This window comes from Pararhizobium sp. (genome assembly GCF_965279435.1).
Lineage (GTDB): Bacteria > Pseudomonadota > Alphaproteobacteria > Rhizobiales > Rhizobiaceae > Pararhizobium.
In genome coordinates, this window is sequence record NZ_CBDIHY010000003.1 from 2691592 (window position 1) to 2706160 (window position 14569).

Below are 14569 nucleotides of genomic sequence, written 5' to 3' on the forward strand. Positions count from 1 at the left end.
TCCATGCCGACAGAAAATCTGGTCCACGAACATGTCTTCCTCGGAGCAGGCCACCGGCGCAATGAGCGGCGCGTTTGGCTGGTCATTGCGCTGACCGCAACGATGATGGTCGGGGAGATTGTCGCCGGCAATATCTACGGCTCGATGGCGCTGGTCGCCGATGGCTGGCACATGTCCACCCATGCCGGTGCCATGCTGATCACGGCGCTGGCCTATCTCTATGCACGGCGCCAGGCCCGCAATCCGCGCTTCACCTTTGGTACCGGCAAGCTCGGCGATCTCGCCGGCTTCGCCAGCGCCATCGTTCTCGCCCTGATCGCGCTGTTGATCGGCTGGGAAAGCCTGTTGCGTTTCGCTAATCCTGTCCAGATCAGCTTTTCTCAGGCCATTGCCGTGGCCGTCGCCGGCCTTGCCGTCAATCTCATCTCCGCCTTCCTGCTCAAGGACGATCACCAGCATCTGGGCCATTCCCACGGCGGTCATGCGCATGGTGGCCACTCTCATGCGGCGCATGCACATGACACACACACGCATGGTGCAAAGGCACAGCCTGCGGGTGGCCTAGAGCACCACGATCATGCCGGCCACAGCCACGAGCCTCACAGCCACGGGGACCACAGCCATCAAGGCCATGCTGCGGCAAAACCCGGTGCCGACAACAATCTGCGGTCCGCCTATCTGCATGTGATGGCGGATGCGCTGACCTCGGTGCTGGCCATTCTGGCGCTTCTGGCCGGCAGTATCTACGGCTGGCTCTGGCTCGATCCAGCCATGGGTGTCGTCGGCGCGCTGATCATCGCCCACTGGTCGTGGAGCCTGATCCGCCAGACCGGCCTGATCCTGATCGACGCGACGGATACCGTCAGCGACCTGCAGTCGGAAATCCGTGAGCGCATCGAAACGCCGCAGGAAAAAATCACCGATCTGCATGTCTGGCAGGTCGGCCCGGGACACAACGCCGCCATCGTCGCCATCGCCACGCAAAACCCGCGCCCGCCGGCATTCTACAAGGAAAAGCTCGCCAAGCTTTCCGGGCTGTCGCATCTCACCGTCGAAGTCACGCCAGTCGCGGCGTGACAGGAACGGGGTGGCTGTTTCCGAAGTGATCGGTTTGTCGCGATATTTGAAGGTTTCGCGGCAAACCTTGCACAGTGGACAACGAAGATGGCCAGGCATCATTGCTCGGGCGTCAGTTTCCCTTCTCTGGCCCCGAAGCTCAGTCCAGTGAGTTTCGGCGCATGCGCAGCAGATATTCCGTAATGTTGAACGGATCGGGACCTGAGCGCGGGCGCAAACGCTGAGGGGCAGAGATCGGGGCATAATGGTCAAAGGTGGCGACCATCGTTCCCATGCCGCTTGTCAGCCCTGGCAGCTGCTGTTGAAAGCTCTGGGTTTTGGCAGATGCGACCGTGCCTTCCAGCCGCACCACGCCGTTGGCGATCACGGTATCCGTCATCGATGCACCGGCCTTCGCAAGCAAGGTAAGCAGGCCATTCAAGGCGCTGACAGGCGCTTCGATGTCGATGTGATCGACCGGTTCGCAGATGACGGTTTGAGCCGCCGATAGGGCCGCAGCCAGAACCAAGGGCGTCAACTGGCGGAAGTCGGCGGCCGTGCTCGACGGCGAACTGTGCTTGGCCGCCGTCATTGCCACGTGGCAATCGATGACCTGCCAGCCAAAGACACCCTGCTTCAGCGTCTCCAGCACGGTATCCTCGACCGCCCTGTAGAAACTCGCAGGCATCTGGCCGACGTCGACCTCCAGGGCAAAGCTGTTGCCCCCACCTTCCAATCGCGGCTCGATGCGCAGCCCGACGGTCGCAAGAAACGGGTTCGGCTCCTTGAATATGATCTGAAGACCGACTCCGGGTCCCAGCAGCCTCTCGACGCAGATGACCGTGCTTTCCTCGAACGCCGCCTCAAGATCGAAATCCGTCAGCAAGGTCGCTTGGATGACCTGCTTTTGTACCTCGCCATAGAGGGATACGTAGATGTCGTTCGCATCATCGTTCCTGCGAAGATTGATCAGCGGGTCCTGTTCGGCCAGCTGATTGAGGGCAAGCCAGAGTGCTGCATTGTCGGAAGCGTGCTGCGCCAGCACGCGGGTCTCAAGGGTCGGCGGCGCAAAGTGAGCCCGGCTGGCTGAGGATGGGGCCGTGCCGACGATATCGCCGATGCGGGCACGGTGGAGGCCGCTGACGCGGGCGATCTGTCCGGCGCGAAAGCTGGTAACGGTGTGAACGCGGCCGGCCTCGGACAGATGAATTCCGGTCACCCGTGACTGGCCCCCGGGCAGGTCCAGATAGTGCCGGGCTTTGATCGTGCCGGATGTCAGATAGACGAAGGCCTGTTTTTCGCCGCCCCATCCCCGTTCGATCTTGAAGATCGTGCCGGTCACCGGGCCATCCGGGTCCGGACTGCGGCAAGGCAGCATCGTGGCGATCGCCGACATCAGGGCCGGCACGCCAACCCCCGTCGTCGCAGCACCGCCAAACACCGGGTGCACCAGGCCCTTGGCGACCTGATCAGCCAGAGACTGGAGCAGCGTTTCGCGGCTCAGGCAATCGGGGGCAAGGACATAGTCGCCCAGCAGAACATCGTCGTTTTCCGTCAACGTTTCACAGAGATCTGTAAACAGTGGTTCGCTCCGCAGATCATATGCTTCGACCCGGGCAAGCTTGCTGCCGGAATCTTGAACGCCCGACATGGCAATCGGCCGAACCGGCAGCTGGCTGCCGAGAACATCCAGTAGTTCATCATAGCGAGCGCCCGGCCGATCGACTTTGTTGATGAAGAAGACGAACGGGACGGCAAGACGTTGCAGCGCCCGTACCAGCACGCGCGTCTGCGCCTGCACGCCCTCGACCGCCGAAACAACGACCACCGCTGCGTCGAGCAAGCCGAGCACCCGGTCGACTTCGGCGATGAAATCGGGATGGCCGGGCGTATCGATGAGATTGACGACCGTATCGCCGATGGTGAACGACACCACGGCGGCCCTGATGGTGATGCCACGTTGCCGTTCGAGTTCGAGACTGTCGGTCTGTGTATTGCCGGCGTCGACGTTGCCGAGTTTGTCGATCACACCGGCGTCAAAAAGCAGCCGCTCTGTAAGACTAGTCTTGCCTGCATCCACGTGGGCCAGGATACCCAGATTCAAAGTACGCATGGTTCCTCAATTTCTCAGAATTTCGAATGTGATTTTCGTGAGAAATGAGTCGGCGCATTGGGAATTCTCCGTGCTGGCAATCGTGGCTCGATGCGTAACCATCTGATTTTGCACCGATGCGGGCAAGCCTACAGGCGTTTTTAAAGATATGTCAAGCCGGGCGATATCGCAGCTTTGAGGGCTGGAAAACCACCGGCAATGCTTGGTTCTAAGTGGCAGAATTGGTCTTACGCAGTCGTCTTTAAAGTGAATAGCCGACAGGCTACGCTGCCTGCACGGACTGCTGACGAAGTTATTTTCTCCTCATTTTGCAGGTCAGTTGGGAGATAACGCGATTGCCAAATTCTCCGTCATCCCTGTGCTCGTCACAGGAAGCCAGCCAGCCCAAGTCTTTGGGCTGAAAGGCTTTTTGACCCGACAGACGTCGGGTCGCTGGATCCCCGCCACAAGGGCGAGGAAGACGGAGAGTGGGGTGCTGCTCCCGGCAGGTAATCGTTGTCAGCGTTCTTCAACAGTCTGAGCCGGCAGGTCGCCCTGCCGGCTTTTGGATGTTCTGGACGATTATTTCGCCAGTTTGTAGGCGATCACATAGTCGCCCGGCTTGGTGCCGACCGAACCATGACCGCCAGCGACGATCAGCACGAACTGGGTGCCGTCATCGGTGGCATAGCTCATCGGTGTCGATTGGCCACCGGCGGGAAGACGGCCTTCCCACAGCACCTTGCCGGTGGTCAGGTCGTAGCCGCGGATATAGTTATCAACAGCAGCCCCGAGGAAGGCGACGCCGCCCTTGGTTATCATCGGGCCGCCGATGCCGGGTACGCCGACCTTGAAGGGCAAAGGCAGCGGCGTCATGTCACGCACGGTGCCGTTCCTGTGCTTGTAGGCGATCTTGCCGGTCTTCAGGTCCGCACCGGCGACATAGCCCCACGGTGGCGCCTGGCAGGGGATACCGAGCGGCCCGAGGAACGGCCCCATGAAGACGCCGTAGGGTGCGCCGTCATTGCGGTTGAGACCCTGTTCGGAACCCTTTTCGTCCTGGCCCTTCGGCGGGATCTGGTCGCGCGGTACCAGCCTTGAGGTGAAGGCGAGATAGGTCGGCATGCCGAACATCACCTGCCGCTCCGGATCGACAGCAACGGAACCCCAGTTGAAGGTGCCGAAATTTCCGGGATAGATCAGGCTGCCTTCCAGCGACGGCGGCGTATAGCGGCCTTCATATTTCAGCCGCTTGAAGTCGATCCGGCAGGCGAGCTGGTCGAACATCGTCACGCCCCACATGTTCTTGTCCGTCAAAGGCGGCGGCGAGAAGGTGAGGTCGGAGATCGGCTGGGTCGGCGCGGTAAAGTCTTCCGCGATCGCTCCGGTCGGTGCCGGGATTTCCTTGATCGGGATGATCGGTTCGCCCGTGCGCCGGTCAAGCACGTAGATATCGCCTTGCTTGGTCGGGCCGACAAGGGCTGGAACCGGCTGGCCGTCCTTGCCGGTAATGTCGAGCAGCACCGGCTGGGCTGGAACGTCCATGTCCCAGAGGTCGTGATGCACGGTCTGGCGCACCCAGCGAACGGCACCGCTGGTAATGTCGAGCGCCACAATCGACGAGGAATATTTCTCAACATGCTCGCTTCTGTTCATGCCGAGCTGGTCGGGCACCTGGTTGCCGAGCGGGATATAGACGAGGTTGAGCTTATCGTCATAGCTGAAAACGGACCAGCTGTTGGGCGAGTTGGTGGTGTAAGTCTGGCCCTCCGGCAGCGGCGTCGTCACGTCCGGATTGCCACTGTCCCAGTTCCAGATCAGCGCGCCGGTGTTGACGTCGAAGGCGCGGATGACACCGGACTGTTCCTGCGTCGAATAATTGTCGTTGACGGCGCCGCCAACGATGATTTTGCCCGCCGTGATCACCGGCGGCGAGGTCGAGTAGTAATAGCCGGCCGGATTGTATTTCATGCCTGCCTCAAGATGCAGCGTGCCCTTGTCGGCAAAGCTCTCGCAGACCTTGCCGTTGGCCGCATCGAGCGCGATCAGCCGTGCATCGGCCGTCGGCAGATAGACCCGTTCGGCGCAGGCGCTGCCTGCCACGGCAGCCGGATCGGCGTAGTAGGTGACGCCACGGCAGGTTTGGTGCTGCCGGTCCGGGTTCATGCCGGAATTGGCGTCGAACTTCCATTTTTCCTTGCCGGTTGCGGCATCGAGCGCGATGGCAAGATTGTGCGGCGTGCACATGTAGAGCGTGTCGCGGATTTTCAGCGGCGTCACCTGATAGGTGGTTTCGCCGATATCGTCCGGCCGCTTCACGTCACCGGTCTGGTATTGCCACGCGACTTGCAGCGTGCCGACATTCTCAGGCGTGATCTGCGTCAGCGGCGAATAGCGCTGGCCATAGGGCGTGCGGCCATACTGATGCCATTCACTATCCGGCACATTGCCGCCAAGATCGACGGCCGCAGTCGCGGTCCCGACCGGCAGTTCGCCGGCCAGATCGAGTGGATCCTGTGTCATCGAATAACCGGCAACGAAGATCGAGGCGACAACGGCCAGGCCCAGCGGCAGGGCGCTGGCCTTGTAGACCTCGCCGGTCGGGCTGCTGAACCCGAGACCACGGCGGATGGACGGCAAAAGCAGCCAAAGGCCGAGCAGGATGATAACACCGCCACGTGGGCCGAGCTGCCACCAGTCAAAGCCGACCTCCCAGATTGCCCAGGCGAGCGTGCCGATGATCACAAGCGCATAGATGGTCAGCGCTGCACCGCGCCGCGCAAACAGCAGGAAGGCGGTGATGAGAAAGCCGAGGCCGGCAATGGCATAATACCAGCTGCCGCCGAGCACGATAAGCCAGAGCCCGCCGCCGCCGAGCGCAAGCCCGATCAATGCGAAGACGATGGCCGTCAACAAAATCAACATGAATATCTCCCGTTAGGAAAGCCGCGCCGCGCGGTTCGTCTCGCTTGCGGTGGGCGTCTGGGTCCAAAGCCTCAGGGAAAAGGCAGTCCGGTCTTAGGGGTGGCCATCGCGCCGGATGGTTCTTTGCGCGGTGATCCTCGGTCGGATGCGCGGACAAGGTTCAATCCCCGCGCGTATCATCACCAAACATACCGCACATGCGCCGCCTTTCAATGGCCACATTTCGGCACAGCCATCAAAATTCGGCATGGCAGGCAGGCGTTTGACACACAGCCAGCCGAAGGCATGCGAAAGGGTTTCGGCAGTGCCGGAAAATAGGATAGGTCAACGGCAACGTTCACCACAACGAGGTCCGAGATGAAGAAATTGCTGATGGTTCTGCTGATCGCGGTGGTGGCTGTTGTCGGCGTGATCGGCGGGCGCTGGCTGCTTTACGTCACCAATACCAATGATCCGCTCGACGAGGTCGGCATCGAGCTCAACAGCCGGATGCCGCAACCCCTGCGCCAATGGGGCTGCGCCCAGCTAAAGTCCAACTTCGAAAACCGCCTGCCACCGTATGGGTGCGCCGCTGTGGGTGGAACCGGTTGGGAGTAATCGGAAGAGACTTATTACGATGCGAGCTTCTGTGATCATTCGGGCACCCAATTTTCTCCGTCATGCTCGCACTTGTGGCAGGCATCCGGCCAACTCAAGGCGTTGAGCTGAAAAAGTCTTTTGACCCGACAGACGTCGGGTCGCTGGATCCCCGCCACAAGGGCGAGGATGACGGAGAGTGGGGTGCCACTCTCGCCAGACAATCGATTTCAGTGTCTGCAGCAGCCTGCACCGCTCGCCTCAGCCCCCTCACGTCCCGCAGAACGTCTTCAGCACTTCCTCCGAAGGGGCTGGTGGCGCGGCATAGGCTGCGAACTTCGGCTGGTCCTCATAAGGCCTTGCTAGAACGTCGTTCAGCGCCTCGAACAACGAGAAATCGCCGTCGTCTTCCGCCGCGCGGATCGCCTGCTCGATGCGGTGGTTGCGCGGGATGAAGGCCGGATTGACGGCGCGCATCGCCGCTGCCGTCTGCGCATCTGAAAGGGTTTCGCGTCCCGTCCGTTCGCGCCAGGCGAGAAGCCAGGCGTCGATGTCGGCGGGATTGGCGAAGAGGTCGCGCAAGGGACCGTCCTTGGTGCTGTTTTCAGCGGCATCGCACAGCCTGCGGAATGTCAGCGTAAAATCGGCGGCGTTGCGGTGCATGGCGCTGAGCAGCCCCTGAACGAGGTCGAGATCGCCGTCTTCTTCCGTATGCAGCCCAATCTTTGCCTTCATGCCCGCAAGCCAGTGAGCCTGGAACTGCGCGCCATACCCGGCAACCGCATCATTGGCCAGATTGACGGCCTCCGAAGGCTCGGGGGCGAGCAACGGCAGCAGCGTTTCGGCCAGCCGCGCCATGTTCCACTGGCCGATGGCCGGCTGGCTGCCATAGGCATACCGTCCCCCCCGGTCGATCGACGAAAACACCTTGGCCGGATCATAAGCATCGAGAAAGGCGCAGGGGCCGAAATCGATGGTTTCGCCGGAGACCGAGCAATTGTCGGTGTTCATCACCCCATGGATGAAGCCGACACAGAGCCAGCGGGCAATCAGCGATGCCTGCCGCGCGATGACGGCATGAAGCAGCGTCAGGTACGGGCGTTCGCTGTTTCTGATATCGGGATAATGCCGGTCGATGACATGATCGGCCAGCACCTTCAGGCCTTCGGTATCGCCGCGCGCCGCCAGGAACTGGAAGGTGCCGACGCGGATATGACTGGCCGCCACCCGGGTGATGACGCCGCCGGGCAGGACCCGTTCGCGGTAGACCGGCTCGCCGGTGACGACGGCGGCCAAGGCGCGTGTTGCCGGAATGCCGAGTACAAACATCGCCTCGCTCACGATGTACTCGCGCAGCACAGGACCAAGTGCCGCGCGTCCGTCGCCACGTCGCGAATAGGGCGTCTTGCCCGCACCCTTCAGCTGGATATCGCGGCGCTTGCCATGAGTGTCGATGACTTCGCCCAACAGGATCGCCCGCCCGTCGCCCAGCAGCGGCACGAACTGGCCAAACTGATGCCCGGCATAGGCCATGCCGAGCGGCTCGGCCCCATCAGGGATCACATTGCCGGAAAAGATCGCCGCCCCGTCGCGCTCCAGCGCATCGGCGTCGAGGCCAAGCTCGATCGCCAGCGGACGGTTGAACTTGATCAGCCAGGGCTCGGAAACGGCGGTCGGAACGGCGGCGGCGTGGAAATGCGCGGGCAGCCGCGCATAGCTGTTGTCGAAAGGGATCGGAGCGGCTGCTGCCGTCTGGGCACGTTTCGTCGCCTCGGTCATGGCTCGGTCCTGCTTTCCTGGGTCTGCCGTCATACCATCCATAGATAGGGCCTGAAGACGGGGAGCGAAAGGGTGGCATGTCGAGGACGAGGCCGATCGTCAGCGCTCTTCCATCGCCTTGGCAAGTTCAGCCAGCTTTCGCACCGTGTTGAGATTGCGCGCTGTCGCGTTTTTCAGCGCCGGAAGCTTGAATTTCGAGACCCCCGAGCCGTCTGGATAATGAACATAGATCTCGCTGCCCGCGACGAATACCTGTTCGCCATCGGGCACGACCAGCTTTTCGAGTGCGTCCGCAGGGGCCGGTTCCGGCAGGAAATTCACCATCAGGTAGTTTGGCTTGGCGTCAGGAAAGGGATTGTTTCTGGCGAGCTGTTCCATCTGGGTGCGGCTGCGGATCATCACGCCGGTCGCCTTGCCCATCGCTGTCGTCAGCGCCGCCTGTAGGAGGCGTCCGGCATCCCCGGCGGAGAGATCGGAGTGGAAAAGAACATTGCCGCTTTGGATATAGGTCTGCACATGCTCGAAACCGGCTTCTTCGCACAACGTCCTCAGGTCGCTCATGGCGAGCTTTCCGGTGCCTCCGACATTAACGGCGCGAAGCAGGGCGATGTGAACGGGCATGGGACTTTTCTCCGGGAATCTGCGCGGCGCAGATTAGAGGAGGAAATCGCCTTGGCCAAATCAAGACGAGCCTGTTGAGGTGCGGCGTGTTATCAAATGGTGGCGTTGGACGCAGCCTCGGCCTCAGCCGTGCCGCCATCCTGCGGGATTTCCAGCTGGCGCTTGATCGCTTCCTTGATTTCCGCCTCGATTGCGGCACGGGCGTCGGCATCCATAGCCGCAACGTCTGCTTCCGTCAGGTCCTTGTCGGCGAGGATCTGCGCCCGGATCTTCTCGGCAAGCGACATTTTCGACCAGTCCATGAACTCGTCGGCCGGATTGTCCTTCGGGGCCTCGGTCACCGAGCCGGTTTCGCCTTCCAGCTTGTCAGCCATCGATAGCCAGAGCGCCGAAGACAGCGAGGAGGAGGATGACGAGCCGCCGATCGACACTGTCGGCGCCTGCGTGCGCTCGCCACCCCCGCCATCGATCGTGAGGGACAGGCCCGAAGAAGCGGTACCGGCTGCCGGATTGCCGTTTTGCGGGCGATAATAATTGCTGATGCTGTCGCCGATCTTCATGCCGGTTCTCCCTGCGATGTTGCGCGGGAAATTAGCGTTTGAGGCATGCGCGGAGCTTGCAATGGGTAGTGTTCGCCAGTGCGGCTAGGTGGCGTGAGGCCCCCTGGTTTTGCCGGATTCATCAGGCTCGCCGCCCGGTTCGAGGATCACGAGCGGCGGGTTGGCCGAAACGATCTCCACGCAGTCAAAATCCGTTGCGACAACATAGGACCAACCGTCGGTCGGAAGAAACGAGAGCATGCTCTCCTTCGTCCAGCCATGATTTCGCACCCGGAAGGTCGACTGCGCCGGCCTGCCGCCCTGTCTTGTCGTTTCTCCCCAAAATTCCATCAGCCCATGTTCATCGAGGACGCGAAAAGCAGAGACTTGCTGGAACATCAGCCGGTAGACATCGCCTGTCGTCTCGACGGCAATACGAACGGTCAGTTGATGTTCCGGTACGCGCCGCAGCAGGCTGCTTTCGGTGTTGCCGCCGCTCGCACCGGCAGAGCCGAAAACGGAAGAATAGGCAATTTCGCAGATGTTGAGTGCCTCATTCTCGAATGGAGTGCGCCATTCACCGAAAGCGAATGCTCCGGTCCCGGTGAATGGCTGCTCCGTCTCCATTCACATCTTCCCCGCCACCTTGATCGCGAACGCATATTCAAACGCGATTTCCTCCAGTCGCTGGAAGCGGCCCGAAGCGCCGCCGTGGCCGGCATCCATGTTGGTCTTCATCAGGATCGGTTCGGAGCCGGTGGTCTTTTCGCGCAGCTTGGCCACCCATTTGGCCGGTTCCCAGTAGGTGACGCGCGGGTCGGTCAGGCCGCCGAGCGCCAGGATCGCCGGATAGGGTTTCTCCGAGACGTTATCGTAAGGCGAATAGGCGGCCATGCGCTCGTAGGCTTCCTTGGAGTCGATCGGGTTGCCCCATTCCGGCCATTCCGGCGGTGTCAGCGGCAGGGTGTCGTCGAGCATGGTGTTGAGCACATCGACGAAGGGCACGGCCGCAATCACGCCCTTGAATTTTTCCGGTGCCATGTTGGCAATCGCCCCCATCAACATGCCGCCGGCCGATCCGCCTTCGGCGATGATGTTTGCGTAAGAGGTGAACTTCTGTTGATTCAGATAGTCGGCCGCTGCGGTGAAGTCTTTGAAGGTATTGGTCTTCTTCTCCATCTTGCCGTCTTCATACCAGGCAAAACCCTTGTCCTTGCCGCCGCGGATATGGGCGATGGCATAGACGAAACCGCGGTCAACCAAGGACAGGCAATTGGTGTTGAACGAGGCCGGAATGGCGATGCCGTAGGCGCCGTAGCCATAAAGCAGGCAGGGGGCCGAGCCGTCGAGCGGGGTATCCTTGCGGTAGAGCAGGGTGACCGGCACCTCGGCGCCGTCCCAGGCCGGTGCCATGACGCGGCGGGTGACATAGTCATCGGGATTGTGGCCCGAGGGCACTTCCTGCGTCTTCAACAGCGTGCGCTCGCGCGTCACCATGTTGTAGTCGTAGAGCTGGCTCGGCGTCGTCATCGACGAATAGGAAAAGCGGATGACGTCGGTGTCGTATTCGGCAGCACCCTGCAGGCCGAGCGAAAATGCCTCTTCGGCAAAGGCGATCGAATACTCCTCGCCGGTGCGGCGATCGCGGATCTTGATCTGCGGCAGGCCGGCCTCGCGCTCCAGCCAGACGAGATGGCGGGCATAGGCGCCATGCGCGATGATCAGGCGGCCGGCGGTGTGCGGCACCACGTCGGTCCAATTCTCCCGAATCGGATTATCAACCGGCGCCTGCATGATCTTGAAATCCTTTGCGCCGTCGGCATTGGTCAGGATGTAGAAGACATCGCCACCCTCCGACAGTGAGTATTCCAGGCCGGTTTCGCGGGCAGCCACCAGTTGTGGTTTGCCGGTAAGATCAGAGGTCGGCAAAAGCCAGTATTCGCTGGTCTCGTGGTCATGGATGTCGATGTAGATGAAGTCGTCGAGCATCGAGCCGCCGACGCCCATGAAGAAGCCCGGATCCTCTTCCTCGTAAACCAGCCGGTCGTCGCTCTGCGGTGTACCGACGATATGGTGGAAGATCTTTGACGGGCGATGATTGTCGTCGAGAACGGTGTAGAAAAAGCTCTTGCCATCCGGCGCCCAGGCACCGCCACCGCCGGTGCTCTCGATGACATCGGCAAGGTCCTCGCCGGTCGCCAGATCGCGGACGCGCAGGGTGTAATATTCCGAACCCTTGTCGTCATAGCTCCAGAGACCGCGGCTGTGATCGGTCGAATGATCGACGCCGCCCAGCCGGAAATAGGCCTTGCCGGCTGCTTCCTTGTCGCCGTCGAGCAAAACGGAGCGTTCGCCGCCATCGCGTGGCGTGCGGAAGAACGAGGGCTGCTCGCCACCGGTGACATAGAAGGTGCCATAGGCAAACGGGCCGTCCTTGACCGGAACGGATGAGTCGTCTTCCTTGATGCGGCCCTTCATTTCGGCAAACAGCATCTTCTGCAGCGCCTCGGTATCGGCCATCGCCGCCTTCATATAGGCGTTCTCGGCATCCAGGTGCTTGCGGATTTCCGGGTCGAGGATCGTCGGATCCTTGAACATCGCCTGCCAGTTATCGGCGCGCAGCCAGGCATAGTCGTCCGTCCTCGTGATGCCGTGGCGGGTATCGGTGACTGGTTTTTTCGGGGCGGCGGGAGCGGGCGGCAGGTTCTTGAAGATGGACAAGGAAATCTCCGGGGAATGCGAGGGTACTCCACCCGAGATAGAGACCGGGTGAGCAAGGTTCAAGCTGAAAGTCGCCGAAGCGCTGCCGCAGCAGGCAACTTGAGGTGGCGGCCGTCCATTCCGGTACGATTATTCGTGTTTCTGGGCGCGCTTCGACGTCTTGATTGCCAGCCTTAACTTGGTGTTAGCGCAATTACCTCAGATTGCGCTCCGGCGCGATGTCATTGCGCCTCGGCGCGATGTTCTTGTCCTTGCTGCGCTCTGCCAGAGGCATCATGCCTCGCTTTTTCCCATCTTTTGTTTAGCGCGCGGTCATTTGCCCAGCCGGAGTTCCGACATGAATTTTCGCAATCTCTCCATTCTCCAGAAGATAGGCCTGGTCATGGCCGTCATGAGCCTGTCGTCTGTGGTCATCGCCGCTGTCGGAGCAAGGGGTGTTCTGTCGCTTGAGAACACGCTCGTCTCCGTTGGCACGAAGGAAGAGGTTGCCCGCGAGGCCATGGATCTGCGCGTCGATATCATTGCGATCAGCCGCATGACCTACCAGCTGGCCCTGAAGCCCAGTGCTGCCGGAGAATTCCGCACCGAGGCCGAGACCCGCGCCAAGGAGATGCTGGAGCGCCTTCCAACGATCGAAGCCGGGGCGGATGAGACGCAAATACTGCTGTTGCAGGCCGTCCGCGGCGCGCTTGACGTCTATTTCAACGACATTCGTGGCATGATCGATCATGCAGAGGCCAATCCCGCCGATGCTGCCAGCACCCGCGCCCTGCTCGACCAGGTCCTCTATGCGCAAAAGGCCGTGACGGTCGCAGTCAAGGAATACAGCACCTATTCCGGCAATGCTCTGGCGGCTGCGCGTGCCGCTGCGCTGGAAGCGTCCCGCATGGCGCTGATGATCGGCATGGGCGTAGCTGCAGCCTGCATTTTCGCCGGTGGCGTGATCGGTCTTCTGGTTGCGCGCCGTGGTATCGCAGCGCCTGTTCGCAATCTGACAATCGCCATGAGCCGCCTTGCCGAAGGTCAGCTTGACGATGCCGGCACCGATGCCACCCGCAAGGACGAGATCGGCGAAATGGCCCGCGCCGTCGAGGTGTTCCGCCGCAATGCATTGGCCATGCGCGATATGAAGGCGCAGGAAGCCGCCCTTCTGGCGCTGAGCAGCGACCTGCAGTCGAGCATCAGTGCGGTCGTTGCCGCCGCTGTCGCCGGCGATTTCACCGGCCGCATTGGCAAGGATTACCAGAATGACGACCTCAACCGTTTTGCCGGCAGCGTCAACGAACTGGTCGGCAGCATCGATCTGGCCGTCACCGAAGTGCGCCGCGTCATCGCAGCGCTTGCCGATGCCGATCTGTCGGAAAGCATGGAAGGCCATTTCCAGGGCGCATTTGCCGAATTGCAGCAGAACGTCAACGCGACGATGGTGACGCTGCGCTCGACCATGAACAATGTGCGCGGTGCCGCCGGCACCATCAAGGACAGCTCGGCCGAACTGAGCTCGGCTGCCAACGACCTGTCGAAGCGCACCGAGCAGCAGGCGGCAGCGCTTGAGGAAACCGCCGCAGCGCTTGACGAGATCACCGCGACCGTGCGCACCTCGTCGGCCCGCGCCGTTGAGGCCCGCGACATGGTGCGCGAAACCAAGGACAGCGCCGGAAAGTCCGGCGAGATCGTCCGCAACGCCGTCACCGCCATGAGCCGGATCGAAGGGTCCTCGACAAAAATCAGCCAGATCATCGGCGTCATCGACGAGATCGCTTTCCAGACCAATCTGCTGGCCTTGAATGCCGGTGTCGAAGCGGCGCGGGCAGGCGATGCCGGACGTGGTTTTGCCGTCGTCGCCCAGGAAGTGCGCGAGCTGGCGCAGCGCTCTGCCAATGCCGCCAAGGAAATCAAGACACTGATCAGTGCCTCTGCCTCCGAGGTTGAAGGTGGCGTCTCGCTGGTGCGGGCCACCGGTGATGCGCTGGTCGAGATCGAAAAGCTGGTGCTGCGCGTCAACGACCATGTCGAGAGCATCGCCACGGCCGCCCGCGAGCAGTCGACGGCGCTGGCCGAGATCAACACCTCGGTCAATCATATGGACCAGATGACCCAGAAGAACGCCGCCATGGTCGAGGAAACCACGGCTGCCAGCGAGACGCTGGCCGAGGAAAGCCGCCAGCTGCAGACCCTGCTGGCCCGCTTCAAGCTGGAAGAAACCAGCCGTTCGCAGCCGATGCAGCAGCGCACCCGTTACGCGGCCTGAGATCAGGCT

General features: G+C 61.5%; 10 protein-coding genes. 3 read left to right on the forward strand and 7 right to left on the reverse strand.

The features are described 5' to 3' along the window. The first annotated feature begins 3 nt into the window (after positions 1-3). Positions 4-1077 carry a CDF family Co(II)/Ni(II) efflux transporter DmeF gene (dmeF, locus tag ACQY8Q_RS18630; protein ID WP_428427931.1) on the forward strand — a complete coding sequence of 358 codons (1074 nt, stop codon included), beginning with the start codon at positions 4-6 and terminating at the stop codon, positions 1075-1077. A 139-nt stretch (positions 1078-1216) separates the two neighbouring features. On the opposite strand, the gene ACQY8Q_RS18635 is transcribed toward dmeF, so the two are convergent. Both ACQY8Q_RS18635 and ACQY8Q_RS18640 read right to left on the reverse strand, forming a co-directional pair. Next, positions 1217-3169: a GTP-binding protein gene (locus ACQY8Q_RS18635; RefSeq protein WP_428427932.1), complete on the reverse strand. Its 1953-nt coding sequence runs from the start codon at positions 3167-3169 to the stop codon at positions 1217-1219. 561 nt (positions 3170-3730) lie between these two features. Then, positions 3731-6073 carry a glucose/quinate/shikimate family membrane-bound PQQ-dependent dehydrogenase gene (locus ACQY8Q_RS18640; protein ID WP_428427933.1) on the reverse strand — a complete coding sequence of 781 codons (2343 nt, stop codon included), beginning with the start codon at positions 6071-6073 and terminating at the stop codon, positions 3731-3733. Positions 6074-6430: 357 nt separating this feature from the next. On the opposite strand from ACQY8Q_RS18640, the gene ACQY8Q_RS18645 reads away from it, so the two are divergent. Next, positions 6431-6670: a hypothetical protein gene (locus ACQY8Q_RS18645; RefSeq protein ID WP_428427934.1), complete on the forward strand. Its 240-nt coding sequence runs from the start codon at positions 6431-6433 to the stop codon at positions 6668-6670. Between the two features lie 249 nt (positions 6671-6919). Here the strand turns inward: ACQY8Q_RS18645 and ACQY8Q_RS18650 are convergent, their stop codons facing one another. The 5 genes from ACQY8Q_RS18650 to ACQY8Q_RS18670 form a co-directional block, all read right to left on the reverse strand. Continuing rightward, positions 6920-8428, reverse strand: a complete 1509-nt coding sequence (locus ACQY8Q_RS18650) for a protein adenylyltransferase SelO (RefSeq protein ID WP_428427935.1) — start codon at positions 8426-8428, stop codon at positions 6920-6922. A 99-nt stretch (positions 8429-8527) separates the two neighbouring features. Further along, positions 8528-9049: a DUF1697 domain-containing protein gene (locus ACQY8Q_RS18655; protein ID WP_428427936.1), complete on the reverse strand. Its 522-nt coding sequence runs from the start codon at positions 9047-9049 to the stop codon at positions 8528-8530. A gap of 92 nt (positions 9050-9141) precedes the next feature. Continuing rightward, on the reverse strand, positions 9142-9609 hold the full coding sequence (locus ACQY8Q_RS18660; RefSeq protein WP_428427937.1) for a hypothetical protein: 468 nt from the start codon (positions 9607-9609) through the stop codon (positions 9142-9144). Between the two features lie 84 nt (positions 9610-9693). Further along, positions 9694-10215 carry a hypothetical protein gene (locus tag ACQY8Q_RS18665; protein WP_428427938.1) on the reverse strand — a complete coding sequence of 174 codons (522 nt, stop codon included), beginning with the start codon at positions 10213-10215 and terminating at the stop codon, positions 9694-9696. Beyond that, on the reverse strand, positions 10216-12309 hold the full coding sequence (locus tag ACQY8Q_RS18670; protein ID WP_428427939.1) for a S9 family peptidase: 2094 nt from the start codon (positions 12307-12309) through the stop codon (positions 10216-10218). A gap of 337 nt (positions 12310-12646) precedes the next feature. On the opposite strand from ACQY8Q_RS18670, the gene ACQY8Q_RS18675 reads away from it, so the two are divergent. Then, positions 12647-14560, forward strand: coding sequence for a methyl-accepting chemotaxis protein (locus ACQY8Q_RS18675; RefSeq protein ID WP_428427940.1), 1914 nt, complete (start codon positions 12647-12649; stop codon positions 14558-14560). Positions 14561-14569 lie beyond the last annotated feature (9 nt).

Coding starts and splice junctions, on each gene's coding strand:
- dmeF (WP_428427931.1), top strand. CDS start 4: ATGCCGACAGAAAATCTGGTCCACGAACATGTCTTCCTCGGAGCAGGC.
- ACQY8Q_RS18635 (WP_428427932.1), bottom strand. CDS start 3,169: ATGCGTACTTTGAATCTGGGTATCCTGGCCCACGTGGATGCAGGCAAG.
- ACQY8Q_RS18640 (WP_428427933.1), bottom strand. CDS start 6,073: ATGTTGATTTTGTTGACGGCCATCGTCTTCGCATTGATCGGGCTTGCG.
- ACQY8Q_RS18645 (WP_428427934.1), top strand. CDS start 6,431: ATGAAGAAATTGCTGATGGTTCTGCTGATCGCGGTGGTGGCTGTTGTC.
- ACQY8Q_RS18650 (WP_428427935.1), bottom strand. CDS start 8,428: ATGACCGAGGCGACGAAACGTGCCCAGACGGCAGCAGCCGCTCCGATC.
- ACQY8Q_RS18655 (WP_428427936.1), bottom strand. CDS start 9,049: ATGCCCGTTCACATCGCCCTGCTTCGCGCCGTTAATGTCGGAGGCACC.
- ACQY8Q_RS18660 (WP_428427937.1), bottom strand. CDS start 9,609: ATGAAGATCGGCGACAGCATCAGCAATTATTATCGCCCGCAAAACGGC.
- ACQY8Q_RS18665 (WP_428427938.1), bottom strand. CDS start 10,215: ATGGAGACGGAGCAGCCATTCACCGGGACCGGAGCATTCGCTTTCGGT.
- ACQY8Q_RS18675 (WP_428427940.1), top strand. CDS start 12,647: ATGAATTTTCGCAATCTCTCCATTCTCCAGAAGATAGGCCTGGTCATG.